Origin of the sequence: Glutamicibacter mishrai, from assembly GCF_012221945.1 — a bacterium.
Classification (GTDB): domain Bacteria; phylum Actinomycetota; class Actinomycetes; order Actinomycetales; family Micrococcaceae; genus Glutamicibacter; species Glutamicibacter mishrai.
The window spans coordinates 2,856,761-2,881,974 of the sequence record NZ_CP032549.1 but is presented as its reverse complement, the minus strand read 5'-3'; the positions used below and the strand labels follow the sequence as shown (position 1 = coordinate 2,881,974).

Here is a 25,214-nt window from a genome sequence, read left to right as displayed (position 1 = left end):
GATGAATTTTGCGCGTTGCCCCGAACTCAAATACTTACTGGCTAGGAGGTGAATGCCGTCGGCAGATACTGATCGACATTCTCCGAAGTAACGACCGGCGCGTTCAATACGATGCGCTTAGGCGCTTCCACCTCTACAAGGTCACTCATCGCCTTGTTCTGTGCAATCAGGCGTGCAAGCCGTACGCCGTCAGCAGCTTGGGTGGATGGGTAAAGCACGGTGGCTTCCAGTACCGAGTCGCCACCCTTGATCAGCTCCATTGCGTTCTTGGAACCAGCACCGCCAACCATGAAGAACTCATCACGTCCGGCGCTATCGATTGCAGCCAGCACGCCGTGTCCCTGATCATCGTCGTGATTCCAGATGGCATCGATTTTTGGTGCCGCCGACAACAGCTGTGCGGCAGCAGCTTCACCGCCAGCAACGGTGAAGTCCGCAGGAACGCGGTTGTCTACATCCAGGCCGCAGGTCTTCAGCGCTTCTTCAAAGCCCTTGCTGCGTTCCTGAGTCAGCGGCAACGAGTCGACGCCTGGAATCTCTGCAACGATTGCGTCTGGCTTGTCCCCGAGTCGCTCGCAAATGTATTCACCGGCGCTCCGTCCCATGCCGTAGTTGTCACCCAGAATGGTGGTGCGTGCAGCAGCAGGACTGGAGAACTCACGGTCCACGTTGATTACCGGGATTCCAGCCTCCATCGCTTTGGTGGCAACTGCTGTCAACGCGGCGCCGTCCGTAGGCAACAGAACAATAGCGTCGACTTTGTCATTGATGAACTGCTCGACCTGGCTGATCTGGAGGTTCGCGTCATTCGTTCCTTCAGCAACACGCAGATCCACGTCTTCCAGCGAATCGCCCTGCGCGATGGCGGCAGAGTTGATGGCACCGAGCCAACCGTGGTCGGCCGCAGGGCCGGAGAAACCAATGACGACTTCTTCGCCGGCCGCCGCATTTCCTTCGCTCGAAGCATTAGAAGGCTGAGCACTTGAGTCGCTTGATCCCGACGAGCAACCGGTGATCAGTGCGCCAGCCGCTAGGAAGGCGCCAGTCGTGACGAGCATTTTCCGTCCAGAACGAACTGCAAACATGTCTATCTCCTCAGTGAGTTAGGTGCAGCGCCGCCTTGTGCAGACCGACCTTTTCGGGCACTTGCGAGCGTGACTATTGTCACAATAACAGAAGTTCGGAGAAAATCGACGAACTTCTACCGATTGCCGACATAATGTGTTAGTTTCGTCACATGATGCAAGATGAAAACCCACGTCCACTCCTAGAGGTACGCGGGCTCACGAAGCGATTCGGAGCCGTTCAAGCGCTCAAAGGCGTCGACTTATCCGTTCTCCCTGGTGAAGTTCACTGCGTTATGGGACAAAATGGCGCCGGCAAATCCACCCTGATCAAAACCCTCTCCGGCGTACATATGCCAGATGATGGCGAAATATTCTGGGAAGGCAAGAAAGTAGAACTCTCTACGCCAACCGCCGCCTTATCGCTGGGCATCGCAACCATGTATCAAGAGCTTGATGTGGTCGACGGCCTGAGTATTGCGGAGAATATCTTCTTAGGGCACGAGCAGGCGTCAGGTGGCGTCTTGCATGTCAAAAAGGCCAACTCGATTGCCCGCGCGCTGCTGCAAAGGCTGGGCCATGGCAAGCTTTCCCCGTCGCGCGAAGTCGGTTCACTATCAGCAGCGAACAAACAAATTGTCAGCATGGCGCGGGCGCTGTCTCGCGACACCAAACTCATCATCATGGATGAGCCCAGCGCCATTCTCGATGCCGGCGAAGTTCAGAACTTATTCCGTGTAGTACGCGAACTGACGTCGCAGGGCATTGCAGTGGTCTACATTTCCCATCGCTTGGAAGAGATCCGAGAAATCGGCGACAGAATTTCGGTGATCAAGGACGGCCAAAGCACCGCCAATAACTTGGACGTCGCAGAGACTCCCAAGGCAGAATTGATCCGCAGGATGACGGGGCGCGACGTGGCGAATGTCTTCCCCGAACGTACCGCTCTTTCCCTGGATGCTCCGGTGGTCCTTGAAGTTTCAGATCTGGAACTTACAGGCCATTTCGACAAACTCAGTTTCAACGTGCGGGCCGGCGAAATTCTTGGCTTTGCCGGCCTTGTTGGCTCGCAACGGTCGGAGATTGTCGAGACTATCTACGGAGCTCGCAAGGCTACCGCAGGTCAGGTGTCTGTCAATGGCAAACGTCTTGTCCCTGGCTCGGTCAGCTCAGCCGTTGACGCAGGAATCGGTTTGTCGCCGGAAGAACGCAAGAGCCAAGGTCTGATTCTGGACGAACCCATCTATAAGAACGTCACGCTATCGACCTTTGAACGTTGCGCACGAACAGGCTTATTGGATGAAACGGCCGAACGACGCGTCGCGAACGAACAAATTGCAGCCCTGGAATTGCGTCCTGCGGATCCCCTGCGCCCAGCGCGCACTCTCTCCGGCGGCAACCAGCAAAAAATACTGCTGGCCCGTTGGCTCGTTCACGGCACGACCGTACTGCTGCTCGACGAGCCGACCCGTGGCGTTGACGTTGGAGCACGAGCCGAAATCTACACTCTCATCCGGCGACTAGCCGACGCCGGAACCGCCATCATCATCATTTCAAGTGAAATCGAAGAAGTCCTGGGCCTCTCCGACAATGTGCTGGTCATTGATGATGGACAGGTCCTGGCACAAAAATCAGCATTGGAAATTGACGAGCACGGTGTGCTCGACCTTGTCATGAAGGGAAGTGCCGCGTGAGCAAGCAAAAGGCTCAGGTCGCTCAACAACCACTGGATCAGCAGACTGGAACGCCAGCCGAAGTCCCGATAGATTCGACAAAATCTAGCGGGGTAATGCAGACGCTACTTCACGGTCCGGCGGGGCGCAGCTTGGGCTTGGTTGTAGCACTAGTAGTACTGATTCTTATTGGTTTTATCACCAGTGGCGACCGGTTCACCTCTTCGGAAAACATGCTTGTCATCCTGAGGCACGCATCGATCATCGGCGTACTGAGCATCGGCGTCACTTTTGTCATCACCGCCGGTGGCATCGACCTCTCCGTAGGTTCCGTGCTGGGTCTGACCTCGGTCGTGGGTAGCCTCACGGCGGTGCAGGCAGCGGCTTCCGAATCCACTTGGCTGATCATGGTCTTGGTCGCGCTCTTAGTCGGCGCAATTGCCGGATTCGTCAATGGCGTTGTCATCGCTTACGGCAACGTGGTGGCGTTCATCGCCACGTTGGCGACGCTTGTGGCTGCCCGAGGTTTAGCTGAAATCATCTCGCAACGTCGAACCTTGTTGGTAACGAACACCGACTTCACCAAGTTCATGCGCGCAGATTTCTTGGGTGTGCCTGTTCTCGTATGGATTTTTGCGTTGGCTGCTGCCGCTGGATGGTTCCTGTTGAACCGCACAACCTTCGGTCGGCGGACTGTGGCCATCGGTGGAAACCTGGAAGCTTCCCGCTTGGCCGGCATTAAAGTGAAACGGCATATCGTATCCCTCTACGTGCTCGTTGGAGTTACTGCAGGTATCGCCGGCTTGATGATGATGGGGCGTACCACTTCAGGTACGTCGACTCACGGATACCTCTATGAGCTTGATGCCATCGCTGCAGTCGTGGTCGGCGGAACGCTGCTCGTCGGCGGCCGGGGTACGATCATGGGCACCGTGTTTGGAGTCCTGATTTTTAGCACGCTGACCAATGTGTTTACTCAGAATAATATGGACACCTCAGTTCAAGCTCTGGCCAAGGGTGCCATCATCGTCCTCGCGGTATTGCTCCAGCAACGCTTTGCATCGGGCAAGGTGCGCAAGGCCAAGAAACTGCCTTTGAAAGCCTAGGTGCGTGGCGTGAATCGTGACGACTGCATAGAACTTGTCGAACAGCGACTGATACGGTTCTTCACGGAATCAAAGCTTCGATCCGCCGCGCTCGATCCAAGTTATCTGCAACTGTGGGAAGCCTTGGAACGCGTCTCACGGGGTGGTTCGCGTTCTCGTCCTCGACTAGTACTCATGGCCTATGCTGGCCTCGGTGGCAACGCAGCCACCGAGGCCGCCAGCCTGGCCACTGCATTCGAACTATTGCATACGGCCTTGTTAGTTCACGACGACGTTATAGATCGAGACCTGGTTCGGCGAGGTTCGCCAAATGTTGCCGGAGCGTACCGCAAACATGCTTTACGCAAGGGTATGAATAGCGCCGAGGCTGGACACATCGGCGCGAGCGTCGCCCTTTTGGCTGGCGACCTTGCCCTAGCCGGCGCCTACCAATTGTTGCGCTCCCTGCATGTTTCCGACTCTGTTCATCGCGCTCTGCATGCAGTGCTCGACCAAGCGATTTTTGCTTCGGTAGGTGGCGAACTCTTGGATATCGAATTCAGCGCAGACCGAACGATGCCTAGTATCGAGCGAATTCTCTCGACTGCTCGGTACAAAACAGCGGTCTACACTTTTGAAGCGCCTCTGCAGGCAGCAGCAATCTTTGCAGGAGCAACCGAGGAAGTCCGCCTTGCCCTCGAACGCTTCGGGCATCATGCTGGCATCGCCTATCAAATAACCGACGATATTTTGGGCGTTTTTGGAGATCCGTCCCTAACGGGGAAATCGACCATAAGTGACCTGCGTGAAGGTAAGCGGACCATCTTGCTTTGCCACGCAGCAACGAAGCCAGAGTGGTTGCTTGTCGAAAACCTTGTCGGGTCGACCGGTCTTACGATCAGTGATGCCGAGAAGATCAGGGCGGTACTCATCAAATGCGGTTCCAAGGATTTCGCCACTGATCTTGCCTTGCAACACGCTCGTGCCGCGTGCGAATTACTCGACGTCGACGGAATACCTTCGCTTTTGCGAGAGCAACTTTCTGCGTTGCTGTACAAAGCCATTACGCGCGTCAAGATGGAAACATCTGCTGCCTGAACCACCGAGGGTTCACCCAGTTTTGCCACATCATTGCAGTTACCATGGACGTAGGAGCAGGCACGAGGGACCTGCTAAGAAGGGACCGTCCGGACGTGGAAAGTAATTCAAAAATACTGGCGGGCCCACGGCCAAACGGTGCCACGCTGGGCAGCAACCGCGACACCACCCGGCAGCATAATCTCTCCACTGTCCTCGGACTTGTTCACTCCCACACAGAATTGTCACGTGCTGAACTCACCCGACTTACCGGACTGAATCGTTCTACCATCGCAGTTCTGGTCGGCGAATTGGTGCAATTGGGGCTGGTGTTGGAAAACGAGCCTGACCAACGTCAGCAACATGGGCGTCCGAGCATCATGATTACTCCAGGACCGAGCGTATTAGCCCTTGCTGTGAACCCGGACATAGATGCGGTTAATGTAGCACTGGTAGCCCTGGGCGGACGGATTGTAAATCCAGTAAGATTCCACACCGTCGCTCCCCCTTCAACCGCCGAAGTCGTCAATATTGTTTCGGCAATCTACACCGGAATGGTCGCTTCTCTTCCCAAAGATCAACGAGTACTGGGGGTTGGAGTTGCTGTGCCGGGCCTCGTCGATCCAGTTGATGGGACCGTAATTGAAGCTCCGCAGCTCGGTTGGCAGGAGCAAAGGCTTGCAACTCAACTGTCCGAAGCTCTTGGCCTTCCTGTCTCCTGCGCCAACGATGCAATCGTTGGCGCTCGCGCCCAGGCCACTTTCGGCGCGGGCAGGGAAGTTTCTGATTTCGTTTATCTTTTTGGAGGGGCGAGCGGCATCGCCGGTGGAATTCTCAGCGGTGGCCAATTGCTTCGAGGCGCTACTGGTTTTGCCGGCCAGCTTGGACACACACTAGTACGCACCGATGGAGCGTCGTGCTCGTGCGGTTCAACAGGTTGCTTGGAGGCGGAAGTTACCCGCGAAGAATTGCTTCAGGCTTCAGGCGTCCCGGCCGACCTGGCCGAAGAGCTCGAAGCAACAATTCTTGAACTGTTCGAATCCGGTACAGCATCTGAGTCCCTCAGAGATCTAGTGACAAGACAGTCGCAGCTGCTGAGCGTTGCCCTCCGTACTTTGGTACGACAGCTCAATCCTTCGCTGATCATCCTCGGTGGCTTTTTGCGAATCCTCGCTAAGCTCTGTCCATCCGTCCTTGATGAGGCGGTTCATGCCGCCGGGGCTCGTGGAGAACGCGAACACGTGACCATTGAGCTAGCGCCGCTGGGCGAGGATCCAGTAATAGTGGGTGCTGCGGAACTTGCATTTGAAGACCTACTCGCAAATCCAGCGCGTGCGCTGAGTACGGATGCAACACCAACTGCGGATTGATCAGTGTCCACTTCCCAACCGTTCTATTCAGGTCTCTGACAACGCAAAATGCTGTTGGCTCGTTCTCGACGGAACGAGCCAACAGCATTTCTTGTTGCAGGTGCCCAGTAATTAATTGCTGCTAGCTTGCAATACTACTTCGGCGGTGCCGGTCAGAGGATCTGATCCCTCGTCACCCTTATCGGTATAAGTAGCATTGAATACTGCCGATAGGTCATCCACCGCAGGATCGTGGCCTTCTGGCACCGTGGTGACAAAGGTACCAGTGCAACCCTTGGTTGTGGTCTGCGGGTGTCCGTGGGTGTGGTGGCCCAGGATATAGCTGACCTCTACCAGCGAGCAATCAACAGGCTGATCGTCGGTAACCTTGACTTCGTAGGAGACAGTGTCGCCAAACTGGAAGCTCTGGCCTGGAACCGGCGTGATGAACTCGATAACTGGCTGCTGGTTACCAACTTCAATATTCACTTCTGCTGACGAATGACGCCCGCGATGCTTTCCACCAACGTCAGTCACGGTCAGAGTGGCTTTGTAGTTGCCATCGGCTTCGTAGGTGAAAGTCGGGTTTGGTTCGGTGGAATCTACTTCTCCATCGGAATCAAAATCCCATGCATAACGCAGCTTGTCGCCATCTGCGTCTTCAGTACCTGTACTGGAGAATTCGACGGTAAGCGGCGAGGTTCCAGCGGTTGGCGTTCCTGAAGCTACGGCCACCGGGCTGCGGTTTCCGCCCACCCCGACATAATCGATGCGTGCTACCTGTGCGTCTTCATTCTCACCGAAATAACCATCGCCGTACTCAAGTACGTACAGCGCGCCGTCGGGACCGAACTCCATGTCCATAGGATTGTCCGTTACCACCGAAGCAAGCACATCATCGATGGCGGTAATAGCACCATCTTCGAGCGTTATGCCCTTGATGTAATCGCGTGTCCATTCATAGAACAGCGGTTTGCCGTCGAAGTACGAAGGCCAAGCGACCGGATGTGAACCGCGAGTTGCCTTTGCGTCGTAGTCATAAGCAGGACCAGCCATAGGACCGATGCCGCCAGTGCCAAGTTCAGGGAACTCTTCGGAAAGACCGTATCCATACCAAAGGTCTGCTTTGGCAACTGGTGGCAACGTCGTTAGGCCCGTGTTGTTCGGCGATTCATTCACAGGAGCAGCGCAATCGAATTTTTCGCCCGAGGTTCCTGTCGCAAAGTCGTAATCGTTGTACGGCAGGTTCTCGGTGGCACAGTATGGCCAACCATAATTTCCTGGTTTCGAAGCGACAATCCACTTACCTGTGCCAGCTGGCCCGCGGTCAGGATCAGGGGTGCTGGCATCAGGCGAGTAGTCGCCAACGTACAATTCACCGGTGCGCTGATTCAGTTCGATACGGAACGGGTTGCGCAGTCCCATCAGGAAAATCTCTGGCCGTGCACCCTCGGTTCCTTCGTCAAACAAGTTGCCCTCTGGAATCGTATATCCACCGCCGTCCTTCGGCGTGATGCGAAGGACCTTTCCTCGCAGATCGTTGGTGTTAGCGGCAGTACGTTGTGCATCAAACCCTGGATTAGAAGCGGGGTTCTCATCGATAGGTGAATACCCTCCTGAGACGAATGGGTTAGTGTCATCACCCGTCGAGAGGTAGAGGTTCCCCTCCGCGTCAAACACTATGTCGCCTCCCACGTGGCAGCACAGGCCACGCGTCGCCGCAACATCGATGATTTGTTGTTCGCTGTCTAGATCGATGGACTTGCCATCAAATTGAAAGCGCGAGAGTCTGCTGACTCCGTTGAAGGGTTCAAAGTCAGCCGCGGTACCGCTAGTCGGGGCATCCCCTTCATTGACGTCAGGTGTTTCAGGGTCATCCACTGGGGTATTCATGGGAGGTGCGTAGTAGAGGTAGACCCAGTTGTTGCCGTCAGTACCGAACTTGGGATCCAACGCGATACTTTGCAGACCTTCTTCGTCGTGTTGATACACCTTCAACTCGGCAGCCAATGAGTTCACGCCTGACTTTGCGTCATTGAGCCAGACTTTGCCGGCACGTGTGGTGTGCAAAACGCTGCCGTCAGGTAGCACTGCTAGGTCGATTGGCTCACCAGGCGCATCATTCAACGTGACTTTCTGAAATGCGGAATCTGGTGGGACCGATGCTTCAGCCGCGTTGGGTGCCGCTGATGCCGGCACGCCCACGAGCGCGGAGGTCAAGACGGCGGCCGCAGCCAGCCCCGCACCTAAACGCAAGGACCGTCGGTTGGAAGGATGCACGGATCGCTCGCTTCGCGCGGCTGAGTCCGACTTCCCTGTTCGGTTGACTTTCATGGTTCACTTCCTTGTCTCCATTGATTCGGAACAAGCCGAATCGGGTCAATTGGAACGTTAGTGTCTTATCTCACATTTAGCTAGTGGTTTCACACAACAAACTAGGGAAATTCTCAAAAAAGTTGTGGCCTTCGATTAATTTTTCCAGCAGAAAATCGAGGCTAGCGAACAAACTAGCCTTGATTTTCTTTAGTTGTTTGAAAACACAAAATGGAAGGGCTTCAGACACTATCCTCAGACTTTCGCAGGCGTTTCTAGACCTTGCGACTGCAAAACTAAAGATTTTACCGAGGCCGCTGGCACGGGACGTCCGGACTCAATGAGCGACGACACTTCGGTTGAGACGGAAACGTCCGAACAGAGAATGAGCGGCATCCCCTCGTCGGATTCCGGTATTCGTCCATGGGTGCCCCTAACACATGTTGGATCCAACGGCACGGTACTCATCGAATACCTGAGACCGGTTTTCTTCTTCAGAAGATTTAGCCCAGCCTTGGCTTTCGCAAAACGATCAGCAGGGTCGAAGAACAGTTCCGCAGGGTCATAGCCAGGCTTACGGTGGATATCGACTCCGCGCGCATATTCGGGAGCTCGATCGTCGTCCAGCCAGAAGTAGTACGTGAACCACGCACCTGGATCCGCAACCACTACGAGCTCGCCAGAGCGTTCATGATCTAGTCCGTACTTCTGCTGTGCTTCGCGGTCTAGCACTTCGTCAATGCCGTCCACTGACCGAAGCAACGCCGCTACGCGATCGATATCTTCCGAACGGTTCACATAGACGTGAGCTACTTGGTGGTCTGCCACGGCAAACGCCTGAGAAGTCCAAGGATCCAATTGCTCCTTGCCATCTTGGACGTAGACTTCCAGCAGCCCTTCCCTGCGCAGAACCCGATTGATATCTACTGGCTTGTTTGCTTCTTCGATCCCATATTCAGCTACCACCATCACTGTGTAGCCGCTGGACTGGGCTTCGTCGAGCAACGGACCTAGAACGGTGTCAAGCTCACTGGCGGCCCGATCGGCTTGTGGCGATCGTGGACCAAATCGCTGAAGATCATAGTCCAGGTGGGGGACGTAAGTTGTCAGCAACCGCGGGGCTCGTGTGCGCATAACGTGGAGAGTCGAATTGACGATCCAACGACTTGAGGTCAGTGCTGCGGTTGGTCCCCAGTACTGGAAGAGCGGGAATTCACCGTGAGCTTCTACCAGTTCATCGTGTAATTCCGGCGGACGCACGTATGCATCCGGCGATTTCCGCCCATCGGCGTGGTAAATCGGTCGTGGGGTGACGGTGACATCCGTGCTCATCCCCATTGCATACCACCAGCAAATATTGGCCGATGTATATTCCGGGTCCCGACGCCGGGCGGTTTCCCAAATACTTTCGCCTTGCACCAAACGATTGTGTTGGCGCCACAGATGCACCTCGCCGAGTTCTCTAAAGTACCAACCGTTTCCGACGATTCCGTGTTGTGAAGGTGCCAGACCGGTCAGCATGGTTGTCTGCGCCGAACAGGTGACCGCCGGTAACACGGTACCGAGTTGAGCTGACCACCCTTGGTTGGCTAATTTCGATAATCGAGGCATATGGGACAACGCCCGCGAGGTTAATCCGACGACGTTGAGTAGCAGTATTGGCTTCACAATGCTCCTGGCACACTAGTTGGGTTGAGGATTTGTTGCTTGAGTGTTGATTCACGAAATACGTGCCGGTTCCAACAGATGTTCCTGGGCCCAAACCAATTCAGCAGCGATGCCCTCCACGATTCCTATTTCGCCGGCGTCACCGTCCTGAGGCAGAACACTCCACGTGTAAGTTTCGACATCCAGATGAATCTGATCGACATAGTCGAGCTGGTTCACTGCGGCTACAGTGGCTTTCAATACATCGGTAGTCGTTTGCAAGGGTGCTGCTGGTTGATGGTGCAGCGGAATATGGAAATGAACCCTCCACGGGCCCGATGCAGGCAGGGAAGCCAACGCAGTAACTAGATCATCGGTCGGTAGCACAGCGTTCTCGCCGGACTCTCGTACCTGGTGAAGGTACTTGGGTTCAACAAATTTCGCCAACGCCGCACGGGCTGCTGGTTCTTTGGGATCGACCACGTGCAGGGCCGCCGAAGCCTGGACTTTGACAACGCGCAGCCCAGCTTCTCGGACTTGGGCAATCGCGCCGGCAGGATCGGCAAAGGACACGGCGAGGTGACACGTATCCACGCATACGCCGATTAATCGCGCGTCAATGCCTTGATCTAAACGCGATCCAAGCCAAACGACAATGTCATTGATGGTGTCTAAAACACAGCCTGGTTCCGGTTCAATTGCGATTCGAATTGTTCGCCCGGTTCGTTCTTCAATCGCACGCAACTCGGCACTTAATTGAGCAAAAGCTTGAGTTGCCGCCTGATCCTGATCCTCGGTCCAGGGCTCCCGCCAGGCAAGCGGCAGCGTGGAAATAGATCCGACTTCCCCCTCCGGAAGTAGCTCAGCAAGTATCTGCGCGCATTGGACGGTGTATTCCAGGCGTTCAGATTGCGCCCATGTAGGCAGATAGACAGCATGTTTTACGACTTCGTCGTGGAATCCACCGTAGGGAAAAGCATTGATGGTATTGACCTGAAGGCCTTCGGATTTCAGCACCTCTGCCAATTTCGTTCGGGCTGATTCGCTACCCGACAGGTGCTGGGCCAGCCCCGCGGGGATCCACAAGCCGACTGACAGCGTGTCCATGCGCGCCTGTTTGCGAATCTTACTCGCGTAGTTACGAAGTTGAACGATAACGCCGTCAAGGTCTTCTGCAGGGTGGACGTTGGTGCAATAAGACAATTTCATCAAACTCGTTCTCCACGTAGTACAGAATTTCCTTCGAATCCAGCAGTCGGATCCGGGAATCTGTCGCTTTCAAATCCCGGGATCGGGTCCAAGATCAATTGCTGGCTTTGTGCATAGAAAGCCACGGGGTTGCGCCACAGGACTTGGTCTACGTCGTCATCGCTAAACCCAGCGGCCAGCATGCAATCAGCCGTTTTTCGGGTCTTTAGCGGATCCGACCGACCCCAGTCAGCTGCAGAATTCACAAGGATTCGTTCGGTACCGTAGCGTTTTAAGAGTGCGACCATCCGGGCCTCGTCCATTTTGGTATCCGGATAAATCGAGAATCCCATCCAGGAACCGGCGTCCTTGACCATCTCAATATTCGTTTCATTGAGGTGATCGACCAGCACAAATTCCGCAGCGATGCCAGACTCACGAACGACGTCCAAGGTACGCCGAGTGCCAGCGAGCTTTTCTCGATGCGGAGTGTGGACCAGAACTGGCAGCTGATATTCACGGGCCATCTGCAGCTGACTGGCGAATGCATGATCCTCTGCGGGGGTCATCGAGTCATAGCCAATTTCGCCCACTGCCACGACTCCCTCTTTCACCAGGTATCGAGGGATTTCTTCAAGGACCGGGACGCATCGAGGATCATTGGCTTCCTTGGGATTCAGCGCGATCGTCGCGTGATGGCGAATACCAAATTGAGCCGCGCGAAACCTTTCCCACCCCAAAAGAGAGTCAAAGTAATCGAGGTATGAAGCTACGCTGGTCCGGGGTTGTCCTAGCCAAAACGCCGGTTCTACTACGGCGCGCACTCCCGAAGCGAACATTGCTTCGTAGTCATTGGTGGTACGGCTGGTCATGTGGATGTGTGGGTCAAAGATACGCATATTAACCTTCGTCTGATCGTTCGGAATAGATTGGCAGCTCTGTCAGCAATGCGACGTCTTCTGGAATTGAACGGTTGGCAGCGCGACGCTCCGCTGCAAAATCCTTTGCCATTCGGGCCAGCTCTTCATCGGCCCGAACGTGTAGATCTTGCACCGCGCGCAAGCTCACGCCCATGAATACCAATTTGAGTACGGCATGCCGCCATGCATGCTGGTCCAAATGTGCGGCACCAAACGCTCCAACGGCAGCCGCGACCAGGGAGGTTTCGTTGGTCCGCAACGCATCACCGGTGATTTCCAGACCGGTGTTGATCATCCGATCCTCTAATTGCCGCCCAGAATCAACCAACTTATTCAGGCCACGCAGTACACCACGGCGCTCCGCCGAATCACCTCGGTAATACAAGTCGCGCAAGTGTTGCGCCAAGGCTTCGGGATCCTGAACTGTAAACAGCTCCGCGATCAGGTCTGCCCGTGCATGGTCAACTCGCATGCCGAATATGACCCCAGTAGGATCGGCCTGGGCATTGATCGGAGTTCTGGCGACAGTGCGTCCTGCCAACGCGAAAATTTGAGGCAGGCAGCGAGGGTCGTTAGCGATTGCGGCTAGTGCATCGCTCAGCCAGCGGCCATGGGCACTCTGAGTTTTCGCCTCCGACCAGGCTTGGCTAATAGCTCGCAAACTGCTCTCGGCGAGCGCCGGCGCATCCCATGAATGTCGAGGCAGTTCAACGGCAGCGACACCTTGGTAGTTCATTTCTGCCAGGGTAGACAATGCCTGTGGAAGGTCCACTATGCCCTGTCCAAATGGCAAATGCTCGTGGGCATGAGCAAGCATGTCATCGAGTTGCACATTGGCCAATAGCGCACCGGCCTGTTGCAAGGCGCCTTGGACGCCGCCCGGTTCTACCACTACACAATGCCCAATATCCACGGTGATACCCAACGCATCAGGATCGCCAAGCTCGGAACGTAGGCGTAAGGCATCTGCCACGGTTTCTACCAGCATGCCGGGTTCGGGCTCAAGACTCAGACGCACCTCGCGCTCGGCTGCATATCTCACTAGGTCGGCTAGCCGTTTGACGAGCAAGTCCCACCCTTCGCTGGATTTGGTTCCTTCTGGAATGACGCCGGAGAAAAAGGAAACGCACTCCGCGTCGAGGGCCCGAGCAATATCGATAGCACGACGCAGAAAGTTCATGCGCGCTTCTGCTTCTTGGTCCACGAGGGTGGGCCTGTGCTTGCGCTTGGGGTCTAGCAGGAACCGTGTTCCTGTCTCCACCACAACCCGCATTTGATATCGCTCTAATAATGTGCGAATTTCAGCAAGTTGCGACGTGAGGTCTTCGGCAAATGGGTCAATATGAGGATGACCCAGCGTCAGTGCAATTGCCGTGTAGCCCTGCTCGGCAAGAAGTGGGATGGCCACTGGAAGCGGATGGTCTGCCCACCCATTAGTTCCATAACCCACGGCAAAGGGCATATCTTGATAGGTTTCAATTTTTTGAACACTCATGATTCGCTGATCTTCCGAATTTTTGATGCCGAACGCAGCAGCCTTCCCGCGGTATCCACTGACCCAATAGCGATCGCGGACATGGGGCTGCCGTGACGCAGAGTCAGCGCTGCCTGCAAAGGGATCATGGAACGAATACCTGCTTTGGTTGCTCCCAACGCATTATGTGCGCTGGGGTCTTGCGCTGCTCTCCATTGGGCCCTGCCGCTTTGGCCGGTGTAAACAGCAAGCGCCGCGCATGTAGCGGCTATCTTGGCGATCGTTTTGCGGGTTTTTTCTGAAGAATCCCGTGATGTTGCGGAAGTTCCAGTCACTACCGATCCTGCCAGCACCACCGAAGATACCAATGCTGTAGTTGCAGCCGCGCTAGCTGCGACTACTGAGCTTGTCCCATTGACTTCGCCCCGAGATAATGCCGTTACCGCGACCGTGTGGCCGGCCATAGTGAGCGCGGCGGGCAGAGCAGCGCGAAGCCTGCCGGTACCGGCTCCCATCAGTACGTCCAGGCCGCGGCATGCCCCCATTACTAGAGTTCCGGTGACTGCGTTTCGCTTAGCTGCCAGGTCATAAGTCCAGATAGACGCGGCTAGAGGAACGCCGATCATCAACGCTGGCTTTCCGCCGCCGATAGCGCTGAGCCCGAGGCCCACGGCGGTGAGCCCCGCAGCTGTCCCCAACGCCGCCGACGGTGTGATGCGGCCGGACGGAATGGGACGTTCTGGCCGTTCCACCGCGTCGATTTCACGGTCTGCAAAGTCATTTAGCGCCATGCCGGCGGCGTAAAGGCTGGCGCTAGCCAGCGGCATTATGCTTCTGCGGCCTGTCATCGAGTGCTTCGCAGCTGCCGCACCAGCCAAGCTGTCACCCAGAACCGTTAATACTGCCGGTGCCCGCAGCAGTTCCAAGTAGTCATCGGTCCAACTCATCGTGCACCGACTCCATATTGCGTCGCGTCCTTCTCGTTCGTCCTTTCAAGAGCCACATGGGTCCCAGCTTCTCGCGCCCACTCCAGCAGGCGACGACTTTGTTCAGCAAAGGAATGCTCATCGCTACCCCACGGATCCTTGAAAAAGAACCCGAATTCACCAACCGGCCCTCTGTGTCCGGATGCGTCAGCCAATCCCATCAGTCGAGCGAGGTCCAGAATCATCGGCGCTGCCAACATGGAGTCGTAGGCGCTCCATGTCGTTTGGAGAGTTACGCGTGATCCCAAGAAGCCCTCCACGTTTATGTGGTCCCAGGCAACCTTCGTTTCGCCAAGATCAGGCACGTTATCAATGTGCAATGGTGTTGTGGCGCCATTGGTAAGTGACTGTAGCCCCCGGTTCTTGGACTGCAGTTTTCCGGCAACAGCCTGCGGATCAGCCAACGTTGCACCGTCGCCGCCGCCCAGCAAATTAGCGCCCGACCATGACAAGACCTTCAGCCCTCTCGCGGCTAGTCCCGGCGCCAAAACCGAGCGCAACCACGTCTGACCAGTCTTTCCGTCTTGGCCCGCAGTCGGAACCCCGCGTTCTGCCGCTAGCTGTCGCAGCGCCGGAATATTTAACGAAGGTGAAGGTGTGAAGCAGATATAGGATGCCTCCGCGAGAATTGAAGCATATGCACTGAGAGAGCTAGGCGGCAGTATGTCGCGGCTCGGATCCTCAAGAGCTGCTAGAAGCAGACCGATATCATCAAATTCAGGCAGGTAGTCAATTGGCGCCTCGGTCGATGACACATCGATGACCACAACACGATCCAATGAGTGGCTTATCTTGAACTCATTGATGTCGTTGGCCAGTCGGCGAGCGGCTTCTGCCTGGGACTCTCCCCTGCAGCTGGGATCGTAGCCTGGCCTAATGCGTGAATCGGTTTCTTCCAATTCTTCATATAGGGCATTCACCAAATGTTGCGAGAGCATTCCTGCACCCACCAGATATTCTGCTCGTTTAGCAATCGATACATCGCTAATGTCATGTCCGCCGATGATCAAGTCGGAAAATTTTGGCAATGGGATGGAACTAAAACCGTCCTGGCTCGTTACACAACCAGTAGCTGGAGCCAGCCCTGTCCTAATAGCGGCCAAACCAGTAGCCGCAGTTGTTGCTACCGAACCGCGAGCCCCGATGAGCCACAGCCCCACATGGCCAGCGGCAGAATGTCCCCGGCTTTGTTCCGACGGTGAAGGGACCTGGTTGGGGTTGCTCTCTGTTGATAGGCGCACGCCTTTTTCCTCTCGCTGGTGTCGAATGAGCTTCATTGCTCATTAGTGATTTTTGAAATTCTCTTGTTCATCAATGTGCTGTCAGGGTGAGTGACAAGTAAGAAAGCCAAAGCTATTGCTGGCGAACCTCGGATTTGGCTGCGCAGAGTCACGTTCGACGACGTAATAACGCACGTGCTTTCGGGCGGCATCGAGAATTGGGCCCCATTCAATGTCGCCATACCCAACGTCCATTGGGATTGCCGGTTTGGTTCCGTTCAGCAGCCCATCCTTGACATGCAACAGCTCGATGCGAATGCCATGGTCCTTAATTAGCTGGGCCACGTCTACGCCAGCATCCGCAGCCCACAACACGTCAAGTTCGAACGTGACAAATCGAGGATCCGTGAATTCTTCCAGTAGTTCCCAAGCCGTCGTAGATATGCCCGAGGCGGGATGCGGATATATAGTCGTGAACTCTTTTCGATGATTGTGGACAAAAATTTTTCCAGTACCAGATTCAACCGATCTCTGCCCTAGCCGATTGAGCGTGCGAGCAGTTTGAAGAGTCTCGTTCAAACTATCGATACCTGGATGTGCGGCTCCCCCGGACCCCACATATTCCTGCCGAAGGGTCTTTGACTTCTGGATGAGCTCAGAAAACGCATCTTCCCGGATACTTCCATGAGAGCTGGGAACTTTCATGTCATGTCTACTGACGAGATCTGAGAATTCAACAGCACTGCGACCTTCGTACGAACCCTCGTAAGGCTCAATATTCCGGTATCCGATGGCTGCAATTTCCGCGAGGACACCTTCAGTCCCGATTTCCTGCTTCCAAGCCGAATAGCTATGCAGTTGGAAAGAAATCTGGTGTGGCGAAATCCCCCGTCCCAGACATCTGTGGTCTGTCGAGAAGTAGCTTGATGACGTGGCTGGGAACGCTGGTGCGGATCCGATCATCGTTACGTAAGCGAAAGTCAAAGCTCCCGCCGATACCAGCTGGCGCAAGATTGCTAATTTCAACATGCCCCTGCAGAGTCGCCTTCGACTAGCCAAAAGCCCCTCCTTTGGGTGATGACATGCCCAGTTCCGTTTAAACCGCCACCCAGCACTTGATGAGACGACGGTCACATGAACCTAACACGCATAATGGCGATATTCAACGGATCTTTTAACTCTTCCGATATATGTCATGCGAACCCACCACTACTTTTGTCGCCATTAGACAAAAACGGCACGTTGCAGAAAGGCCAGAGGTCAAACCCCATTCAGCGAGACGCAAACCCGTCCACTGCCGTCTCATCCAACAAAACGCTCGCTCGCGCCACTCGTAAACCAAATGCTTCGTTTCGTCGATTCCTGTGGTGTAATTAGTCGATGAATGACATAAGTAACTTCAGTGGCCTAAGCGGTTCTGGTGCCAGCGAACTCTTTCAAATCCTTCGAGATGGACGACCGCGCACCCGAACCGAATTAGCCGAACAAATGGGTCTGGCTCGCTCCACCATTACCCTGCGCATTGAAGCTCTCATGGACCTAGGGCTTGTTGGATACGTCGACGACGCCATTTCCACAGGCGGCCGTCCTTCAACGCGGATTGCGCTCAAGGCAGGCAGCAAAGTGGTGCTCGGGATTGACATAGGCGCTTCACACGTCAGAGTCGCCCTGACCGATCTACTCGGCCATCGCCTGAAGGAAGATGGCCAAAACATCGAGGTTTCGCAGGGACCCGATACCGTCCTGGGTGTGGCAGTTGAATTAGGCAAAGCGTTACTCGAAGCAACTGATCACTCGCTCGATGATCTACTATCCGTCGGAGTCGGCATCCCCGGGCCAGTTGAGTATCGGACTGGGCGCCCGTTCAATCCACCCATCATGCCAGGCTGGAATAATTTCGACGTTCCTGGATTACTTAAACAACATTTCAACGTCCCGGTCCTCGTGGACAACGACGTGAACATCATGGCCTTGGGCGAACGCAACGCATCATGGCCAGAGGTCGAAGACATGCTCTTCGTGAAAATAGCCACCGGCATCGGCTCCGGCATCATTTCCAGCGGACGACTGCAACGCGGAGCTGATGGAGTTGCTGGCGATATCGGGCATATTCGCATCCATAACGGCACCGGAACAGCGTGCCACTGCGGCAATCTCGACTGCTTGGAGGCTGTCGCTTCTGGCCCAGCCGTCGCCAAGAAACTCCGCGCGCTCGGTCATGACGCCGAGACCAGCGAGGACGTTATCAAACTGGTGAGCTCCGGCAATGCCGAAGCGGTCCATGCTGTTCGGCAGGCGGGGCGAGATGTGGGAGAAGTCCTCTCAGCATGCGTCAGCCTGATCAACCCTTCGGTGATTGTCATTGGCGGTTCAATGACCCGGACTGGCGAGCACTTCATTGCAGGGATACGCGAAGTCGTTTACTCCCGCGCGATTCCCGTCGCTACCCAACACTTGCGCATCGTTCAGTCGGGCGCAGGCTTAGACGCCGGCGTGCTCGGAGCCAGCATGCTTGCGATTCACCACGCAATGTCACCCATGCATATTGACGCACTCGTCAACGGTCTCAAACCTGAATAGGCTGCAGGCTCCGACAATCTTTCGTCGAAAATCGACAACTTTTGCTTGACAGACAACAAAGTCCGAAAATAGTGTTATGTGCGTCACATGACGAATGCGCTGGTGCTTTTCGCATCTAGCGTTTACCGCACGCTAGAAAGGCGTCACTATGTGCTTCGGATTTAATGGTTCTGCTGCTCTCAAACGCTCACTTGAGCAAAAGGAAGTCGGCCGGCGCGGCTTCCTCGCCGGAGCTGCAGCATTGGGTGCCACCGTTGGCTTGGCGGGCATAGGAATGGCCCCTGCCACGGCTTCGCCCCTTGGCCGCCGTGCAGTACCAGCGGGTCAGATCAGCATCCAGCTCTACACCCTTCGCTCCATCATGAATGGTGCAGGTGTTGACCAGACTTTCAAAGCGCTTGCCGATTACGGCTACACCAAGGTTGAGCTAGCTGGATTCTATGGACGCAGCGCCAAGGATCTTCGTGCAACTTTGGACTCGCTGGGGATCACACCTTCATCTAGCCACACCGGAATCACCGACTCTGCGGCAGCACTTGACGCCAAGCTATCTGATGCCCTGACTCTTGGCCAGAAATACATCAACGTCCCATACCTGGTTTCCAGCAATGGCGACGACTGGCGTCGTTGGGCAGATCAGATGAACGTAGAAGCAGCTGCAGCCGCGGAAGCTGGATTGAAATACGGCTATCACAACCACGCACACGAGTTCACAACTGACCTGGGCGATGGCCAAACGCCATGGGATATTTTCACCAGTCGCCTCGACCCTAGACTCGTACATCTCGAAGTTGACCTGTACTGGGCAGTTACTGCTGGCGTGGGCGTTGGTGCAACGGATCCAATTCAATTTGCAATCGACACGATTGCTCAAGCTCCGCAACAAACCTTGCAGTACCACGTCAAGGACCGAGACCTTGCTGGAGACTTCGCCGACCTAGGAACCGGCGCCATTGACTTCTCGCGAATCTTTGCGGCCCATCGCCCAAAGGAGTTCATTGTCGAGAACGACAGCCCGGATGTCACTCCCCTACAAACTGCAGAGGTTGGATACAACTACCTCCGCAATGCGCGCTTCTAGAGCAGACAGCTCGTAGAGCACAGAATCTACAATTCTCACAAGTAGTGGCCAGGCCCCAATGCCGGGTACCTGGCCACTACTTTCAGTATGAGATGTGCACTATTTAGCTGTTGACTTTTTCGTCTTGAAGCCAGAACCCGATCGCGGTGCGCATGGACTTGCGGGCCCGCGTCTTATCTCCGCAGGCTTCATAAGCCAAGGCCAGACGGTACCAGGACTTCCAGGACTCGGGGTTTTCTTCTACATCCCGCTGGTGGTTTGGGAAATCCTCATCTGCGGCTGCACGAATAAAACGTCCCGAAGGGGTCCTTGGCAGATCCTTTGGCAATTCGCCCGAGGCGGCGAGGGCCTTGCCCATCTTTTCAGTGCGCAGCCCAAAGAGAACTTCGCGGATCAAGATCCATGTGCAGAATGCAGGAATGACCAGAATGGCCACACCCATGATCTGGGCAATGAGGATTCCCGTGCTCAATAACCGCACTGCCTGCGTGAAGGTCATGCCGATGTACAGCGCGAAGAGCAGCAGGATTCCGCCGACCCAGAGTTTGGTTTTCACTGGCCGAGCTCCAAGTATCCGTCGAGCCCGTAGGTCAGTCCCGGTCGGCATGCCACGGTGCGCAAGCCCAGCAGGACACCAGGCATGAATGAGGCGCGGTCAAAGGAATCATGACGCAAGGTCAGTTGCTCTCCTGGGCCGCCGAGGAGGACTTCCTGATGCGCCACCAGGCCGCGCAGTCGCACGGAGTGAACGTGGATTCCATCCACGACTGACCCGCGCGCACCATCCAGTTGGGTCTCTGTCGCATCCGGGCTGGCAGGGACGCCAGCATCTTCGCGAGACTTGGCAACAAGTTCCGCAGTGCGCACCGCAGTACCGCTAGGCGCGTCGACCTTGTTCGGATGATGCAACTCGATGATCTCCACCGATTCGAAATACTTCGCCGCAGTAGCTGCGAAAGCGCTGGCCAATACCGAACCCAAAGCGAAGTTGGGGGCAATCAAGACACCGACTTCTGGGTGCCCCTTGAGCAATGAATCGAGCTCAGCTCGACGGTCATCATCCCAGCCGGTTGTTCCGACCACCGCGTGAAGACCGTTTTCCACTGCGAACCGGACGTTGGCTTCAGTAGCGGCAGGGACCGAAAGATCAACCACGTGGGTTGCCCCGGCTTCAAGAATTTGAGCGAGGTCGTCACCTCTCCCCAGGCTGGCCACCAATTCCATATCGGAAGCTTCGGAAACAGCCTTGACCGCTTCGGCTCCCATTCGTCCGGCCGCACCGAGCACGGCCACCTTGATCTGTGCACTCATAAGGTTAAGCCTATCGTTCCTCAGGGTTCCTCCTTGCCAACAATGACGTGAAATCTCCCCTGTTTGACTCAGTACATCTCCAACATCAAATCAATAATTTTGAATACGTCTTCGCTCTACGGCCAGTCCAGCTTGTATTGCCTGAGAACACGGGGAAAAATAAGTTTCAGGAGTCTCCAAGTAGTTAGCAGGGCCATGGGTCAGAAAATTGGGCGTTTCAGTCTGGGCATCAGTGTCATGCTGGCCGTTAGTTTTGCCGTGACATCGTGCGGTTCAGGCAATGAACCTATTTCCCTGTCGGATCAAGAGCTGGCAGACGTTGTCAACATCGTTCAGGAACATGGAACAGTTCTAGAGTCGGCTTCTTGCCAAGTGGAAGTCTTCCGCATTGAAGGTTCCACGACTTACGGCTGGGCCACCTGCGCTCCATCGAGCGAGGGCGCCTCTGATACGGGTGCCCAAGTGGATGCCTTCCCGTTCCGCCTCGATGGAGAAGACCTGCGTCGCCCAGACGAGGGAAAGAACTATCAGAAGGACGTAGAGGAACTCTTCCCTGAAGATCTGCGCTCGGCCATCAACCAGCACACCACGGGTTTGGCTAAATAGCCCCGATCTGCTGATCTGCTGATCTGCTTTCCCTAGCGCAGATTCAACAACCATCATTTTGAGCGCACGATTGGCGCAAGGAAAGGCCAACGTGCGCCACGAATATTTCGGGCAGCTCCCTGAAACTTTAAAAACACGCTTGTCGGTGCGAATCGCAGGGCAAGGACCGGATGTCGTACTCATCCATGGTTTGGGAGCCTCCAGCCGTTACTTCACGCCACTGGCCAATATTCTGGCAAAGAAATACCGGGTGATCGTTCCGGAGCTTCCCGGCCATGGAAAGAACATGGATGATGGCAGGCCTGTCACGGTGCCTCGTTTCGCCCACGAGGTTGCGCTGGCCTTGCGTGAACTGAAGGTTTCCAATGCGATAGTGCTGGGGCATTCGATGGGGGCACAAGTTTCCATCGAACTAGCTAGAACCTGGCCCGCGCTGGTCAAGCACCTGCTTATTGCAGCGCCCGCGGTTAACGACCGGGAAGCAACGTTATTCCGGCAGGCTCGTCGATTGATCCAGGACTTTCCCAACGAGCTGGATTCAGTTAAGGCGATTTTGCTGGTCGACTATCTTCGATGCGGCATTCCTTGGTGGGCCAAGAGCTGCGAGCAAATGCTGGACTACTCCACGATCGACTTGCTCAAGACCGTCCGTGCTCCCATCGACGTCATCTGTGGAACACGTGACCCGCTTTCCCCTCCGGAATTCGGTCTTCGACTCACTGCCGGCATTGACCATGCGAAGCTCACGATCATGGACCAAGGAGCCCATGGATTCAATTTCTCGCATGCCCCAGAGCTTGCGAAAATGATCGACGACGCCAACTGAGCGGTCCGGATCTTTAAACCACGACGCGGTGGCATCCCCTCTGGGATGCCACCGCGTGCTGGTTCAGGCTACAGTCCGAGAGCAGCTTCGTCTTCAAACGGGCCGACCACGGTGATCACTCGGTCCTTGGCAGCCAATTCTTGAGCGAGTTCCTGCACCTGCTTCGTGGTCACGGCATTAACGCGATCCAGCGCTTCATCGATGTCCTGGAACTCTCCGGTCACCATCTCGGCCCGTCCCAGTCGGGACATGCGGCTTCCGGGATCTTCGAGGGCGAGCACGGTGCCGCCAGCCAGCTGCCCCTTGGCCTGGGTCAGCTCCTGCTCTGTGATGCCATCGCTGGCGAGGCGGTCGAGTTCGGCACCAAGCAAGGTGATGACCTCCGCGGCCTTGGAGGGTGCGCATCCAGCGTACATGCCGAAGTATCCAGCGTCCGTGTAGGCGGCTGAGAATGAATAGGTGGAGTATACCAGTCCGCGCTTCTCGCGGATCTCCTGGAACAAGCGTGAGCTCATGCCGCCACCGAGAACAGCGTTGAGCACGGCTAGCACTTGCCGCCGATCATCATGGCCGGTGATGCCGGCGCAACCCATGATGATATTGGCCTGCTCTACCGGCCGGTTGATCACTTCGATTCCGGCCTTGGAGGTGATCTGCGCTGGCTCTTCCCCGCGGCGTGGCTGCGGTACTGCCAACGGATCCAGTTCCCAGCCGGCTTCGCTCAGGGCGTTGAGCACCATGGAACACAGCTTCTCATGTTCCAGCGACCCGGCTGCGGTGATGATGAGTTCACTGGGGCGGTAGTGGGCACGGTAGTGCTCCATGACCGCTTCCCGGCTGATCTTGTTGATCTCATCGGGGGTGCCGCCAATAGGGCGTCCCAGAGGGTGATCGCCCAAGACCCGTCCGACGAATCGTTCGTGGGCGACGTCGGTGGCGTCGTCTGCGTCCATCGCGAGTTCCTCGATGATCACTCCGCGTTCCTGCTCCAGCTCCTGTGGATCGATGACAGCGGAAGTCACCATGTCGGCGATGACATCCAGGGCCATTGGCAGATCGGTGTCCAGCACGCGGGCGTAGTAGCAGGTGGATTCCTTCGCCGTTGCGGCATTGGATTCGCCGCCAACGGCGTCGAAGGACTGGGCGATCTCCAGGGCCGAGCGCTTTTTGGTGCCCTTGAACAGCAAATGTTCAAGGAAGTGAGTAGAGCCGTAGTGTCCGGCTTCTTCGTCGCGCGAGCCTACTGGCACCCAGAAACCGACGGTAGTGGAGCGTTGCCCGGGCATGGCTTCGGTAAGTACGCGTACGCCGCCGGGCAGAATGCTTCGCCGGACTTCCGAGCCGCCTTCGCCACGGTGAACCAGGGTGGGGTCCGCCGGGTCGATCGGAGAGAACTGGGTTGTCTCCACCGAGTGCAACGGCAATGGAATCATGGCCACGAAATACGTCCTTAAATCTTTAGCGTTGAGCCTTCATGAGGCCCGGAACATTGCCCTCATTCTCCCACAGAACCGTTGGTACAGGGCAACAGTCCAGTCAGTCACCGAAGCTCAAGTCTCCGGCCATCACAGGCAGGGGCGCTGCGGTTCAAGGCAATTCTCGTTCCCGCTCTCATCAAGATAAGCGCACAGCGTATCCATCGGCGAATGATCGCAGACGCCGGCTTGTAGCAGCCTGCCGAGCACTCAGTCGATGGCCTGTTCGGCTTGGCTTTCGGAGCAGGCAGAAAACTAAAAACCGAGGAACCGATCCTAGGATTCGTCGAGGTATCCGCGCTTGCTGGCATCGGCGCATACCGGTGTCTTGTGTTCGGCATCAACCGACGAGCAAGCCAGATATATTGAATTCGCTGCTTCTTCGAGGCTTAGTTCCTCGTAGCCTACGGAACCGGGATTGTACGAAACTGCGGTGCTCCACTCATCCAAGTCCTTGCAGTCGTTCAGTCCCTTGGTTTCGGCTTCCCGGATTTTCTCTTCCGAAGCGTCATGATCTGACCAAGCTTCATTCTGCTCTTGGATCGCCTTTTGGCAGGCGTCGCCAATGGTCGTGGTGCGCGCCGAGTCCAGATCAGCACATCCGCTGGTTGAAAAAATAATGAACGCGACAACGGCGGCTGAGGAAAGGACTTTGCGCATATCAACCATGCTACCTAGGACAGATATGGTTTTGCTGAGACGCCCTCAGCGCTTCGGGTCTTTGTGCCTGAAACGCAAATGATCCCGCGCTCCGATGGTGAAGCGCGAGATCATTTGTCCCCTAAGTCAATTTAGGCGAGCTTGGAACGCTTGAAGGCGTCCAGGCTGATGCCCTGCTCAAGAATCACCTTGGCCCACTCGCGCGCGGAGTGCAGCGAGTGGTCCCGGTAATTTCCGCAGCTCTTGGCTTCGGTACCTGGAACGTCTTCCCAAGTAATGCGCTCGGCGATGTCCTCCAGCGAGCTCTTCACTGCTGCGGCGACCTCGGCCGGCTCAGGCTCGCCCCAAAGGATCATGTGGAAACCGGTTCGGCAGCCAAACGGGGAGAAATCGATCAAGCCATCAATGCGGGTACGCAGCAGCCCAGCCATGGTGTGCTCGATGGTGTGCAGTCCCGCGGTCGGGATTTCGCCGTGGTTAGGCTGCACAAACCGGATGTCATAGTTGGTGATGGCGTCGCCCTTTGGGCCGCGTTCCACACCAATCTTGCGGACATAAGGTGCCTTGACCTTGGTGTGGTCCAAGGCAAAGCTTTCAACTTCTGCAAGTTCGATATCACTCATGAATAAAGTGTATCGGTTAGGTCAACGGCGAATCGACGTTCGTAATTGCAACGTAA

At 55.8% G+C, this 25,214-nt stretch carries 22 protein-coding genes; 8 read left to right on the top strand and 14 right to left on the bottom strand.

All coding sequences use genetic code 11. From position 1 onward, the window contains the following. Positions 1-41: 41 nt before the first annotated feature. Positions 42-1,085 (bottom strand): substrate-binding domain-containing protein, encoded by a 1,044-nt coding sequence (locus tag D3791_RS13555; RefSeq protein ID WP_028268674.1) that lies wholly within the window; start codon positions 1,083-1,085, stop codon positions 42-44. A gap of 152 nt (positions 1,086-1,237) precedes the next feature. On the opposite strand from D3791_RS13555, the gene D3791_RS13550 reads away from it, so the two are divergent. The 4 genes from D3791_RS13550 (at position 1,238) to D3791_RS13535 (ending at position 6,269) form a co-directional block, all read left to right on the top strand. Continuing rightward, the gene (locus D3791_RS13550; RefSeq protein WP_425483114.1) at positions 1,238-2,758 is read left to right on the top strand and encodes a sugar ABC transporter ATP-binding protein; all 1,521 of its coding nucleotides are present in this window, start codon (positions 1,238-1,240) and stop codon (positions 2,756-2,758) included. Beyond that, positions 2,755-3,843 carry an ABC transporter permease gene (locus D3791_RS13545; RefSeq protein ID WP_425483113.1) on the top strand — a complete coding sequence of 363 codons (1,089 nt, stop codon included), beginning with the start codon at positions 2,755-2,757 and terminating at the stop codon, positions 3,841-3,843. The genes D3791_RS13550 and D3791_RS13545 overlap by 4 nt, the downstream gene beginning before the upstream one ends. A gap of 9 nt (positions 3,844-3,852) precedes the next feature. Continuing rightward, a complete protein-coding gene (locus D3791_RS13540) occupies positions 3,853-4,920 on the top strand; it encodes a polyprenyl synthetase family protein (protein ID WP_172512516.1) in 1,068 nt (355 codons plus the stop codon). Between the two features lie 95 nt (positions 4,921-5,015). After that, the gene (locus tag D3791_RS13535; protein WP_246242113.1) at positions 5,016-6,269 is read left to right on the top strand and encodes an ROK family transcriptional regulator; all 1,254 of its coding nucleotides are present in this window, start codon (positions 5,016-5,018) and stop codon (positions 6,267-6,269) included. A gap of 111 nt (positions 6,270-6,380) precedes the next feature. On the opposite strand, the gene D3791_RS13530 is transcribed toward D3791_RS13535, so the two are convergent. The 8 genes from D3791_RS13530 to D3791_RS13495 all read right to left on the bottom strand — a co-directional run bounded on the left by D3791_RS13530 (position 6,381) and on the right by D3791_RS13495 (position 17,025). Then, a complete protein-coding gene (locus D3791_RS13530) occupies positions 6,381-8,582 on the bottom strand; it encodes a PQQ-dependent sugar dehydrogenase (RefSeq protein WP_022875881.1) in 2,202 nt (733 codons plus the stop codon). A gap of 234 nt (positions 8,583-8,816) precedes the next feature. Continuing rightward, entirely contained in the window at positions 8,817-10,229 is a 1,413-nt protein-coding gene (locus D3791_RS13525; protein WP_172512514.1) for an alkaline phosphatase family protein, read from the bottom strand. 51 nt (positions 10,230-10,280) lie between these two features. After that, the gene (eboE, locus tag D3791_RS13520) at positions 10,281-11,417 is read right to left on the bottom strand and encodes a metabolite traffic protein EboE (protein ID WP_172512513.1); all 1,137 of its coding nucleotides are present in this window, start codon (positions 11,415-11,417) and stop codon (positions 10,281-10,283) included. Next, a complete protein-coding gene (locus D3791_RS13515; protein WP_022875884.1) occupies positions 11,417-12,295 on the bottom strand; it encodes a TatD family hydrolase in 879 nt (292 codons plus the stop codon). Before D3791_RS13515 ends, eboE begins: the two co-directional genes overlap by 1 nt. A gap of 1 nt (position 12,296) precedes the next feature. Then, a complete protein-coding gene (locus tag D3791_RS13510) occupies positions 12,297-13,811 on the bottom strand; it encodes an EboA domain-containing protein (RefSeq protein WP_216847352.1) in 1,515 nt (504 codons plus the stop codon). Continuing rightward, a complete protein-coding gene (locus D3791_RS13505; protein WP_172512512.1) occupies positions 13,808-14,737 on the bottom strand; it encodes an SCO3242 family prenyltransferase in 930 nt (309 codons plus the stop codon). The genes D3791_RS13510 and D3791_RS13505 overlap by 4 nt, the downstream gene beginning before the upstream one ends. After that, positions 14,734-16,053: an inositol-3-phosphate synthase gene (locus D3791_RS13500; RefSeq protein WP_172512511.1), complete on the bottom strand. Its 1,320-nt coding sequence runs from the start codon at positions 16,051-16,053 to the stop codon at positions 14,734-14,736. The genes D3791_RS13505 and D3791_RS13500 overlap by 4 nt, the downstream gene beginning before the upstream one ends. Before the next feature lie 45 nt (positions 16,054-16,098). After that, positions 16,099-17,025 (bottom strand): sugar phosphate isomerase/epimerase family protein, encoded by a 927-nt coding sequence (locus D3791_RS13495; protein ID WP_172512510.1) that lies wholly within the window; start codon positions 17,023-17,025, stop codon positions 16,099-16,101. Positions 17,026-17,376: 351 nt separating this feature from the next. On the opposite strand from D3791_RS13495, the gene D3791_RS13490 reads away from it, so the two are divergent. Then, positions 17,377-18,576 carry an ROK family transcriptional regulator gene (locus D3791_RS13490; RefSeq protein WP_061954714.1) on the top strand — a complete coding sequence of 400 codons (1,200 nt, stop codon included), beginning with the start codon at positions 17,377-17,379 and terminating at the stop codon, positions 18,574-18,576. Positions 18,577-18,724: 148 nt separating this feature from the next. Beyond that, positions 18,725-19,657: a sugar phosphate isomerase/epimerase family protein gene (locus D3791_RS13485; protein ID WP_172512509.1), complete on the top strand. Its 933-nt coding sequence runs from the start codon at positions 18,725-18,727 to the stop codon at positions 19,655-19,657. A 103-nt stretch (positions 19,658-19,760) separates the two neighbouring features. Here D3791_RS13485 and D3791_RS13480 read toward each other — a convergent pair whose 3' ends face one another. Together D3791_RS13480 and dapB are read right to left on the bottom strand one after the other, a co-directional pair. Then, positions 19,761-20,213: a tetratricopeptide repeat protein gene (locus tag D3791_RS13480; RefSeq protein ID WP_022875891.1), complete on the bottom strand. Its 453-nt coding sequence runs from the start codon at positions 20,211-20,213 to the stop codon at positions 19,761-19,763. Then, positions 20,210-20,968, bottom strand: a complete 759-nt coding sequence (gene dapB / locus D3791_RS13475) for a 4-hydroxy-tetrahydrodipicolinate reductase (RefSeq protein WP_022875892.1) — start codon at positions 20,966-20,968, stop codon at positions 20,210-20,212. Before dapB ends, D3791_RS13480 begins: the two co-directional genes overlap by 4 nt. 195 nt (positions 20,969-21,163) lie before the next feature. Between dapB and D3791_RS13470 the strand changes: the two genes are divergently transcribed. Further along, positions 21,164-21,574 carry a hypothetical protein gene (locus D3791_RS13470; RefSeq protein ID WP_028268678.1) on the top strand — a complete coding sequence of 137 codons (411 nt, stop codon included), beginning with the start codon at positions 21,164-21,166 and terminating at the stop codon, positions 21,572-21,574. Positions 21,575-21,665: 91 nt separating this feature from the next. Continuing rightward, positions 21,666-22,400, top strand: coding sequence for an alpha/beta fold hydrolase (locus tag D3791_RS13465; protein WP_172512508.1), 735 nt, complete (start codon positions 21,666-21,668; stop codon positions 22,398-22,400). Between the two features lie 68 nt (positions 22,401-22,468). Here D3791_RS13465 and D3791_RS13460 read toward each other — a convergent pair whose 3' ends face one another. The 3 genes from D3791_RS13460 to D3791_RS13450 form a co-directional block, all read right to left on the bottom strand. Further along, positions 22,469-23,839, bottom strand: a complete 1,371-nt coding sequence (locus tag D3791_RS13460) for a M16 family metallopeptidase (protein ID WP_022875895.1) — start codon at positions 23,837-23,839, stop codon at positions 22,469-22,471. 312 nt (positions 23,840-24,151) lie between these two features. Next, a complete protein-coding gene (locus D3791_RS13455) occupies positions 24,152-24,544 on the bottom strand; it encodes a hypothetical protein (RefSeq protein WP_172512507.1) in 393 nt (130 codons plus the stop codon). A 122-nt stretch (positions 24,545-24,666) separates the two neighbouring features. Continuing rightward, positions 24,667-25,158 carry an S-ribosylhomocysteine lyase gene (locus D3791_RS13450; protein ID WP_022875897.1) on the bottom strand — a complete coding sequence of 164 codons (492 nt, stop codon included), beginning with the start codon at positions 25,156-25,158 and terminating at the stop codon, positions 24,667-24,669. Between the last annotated feature and the right edge of the window lie 56 nt (positions 25,159-25,214).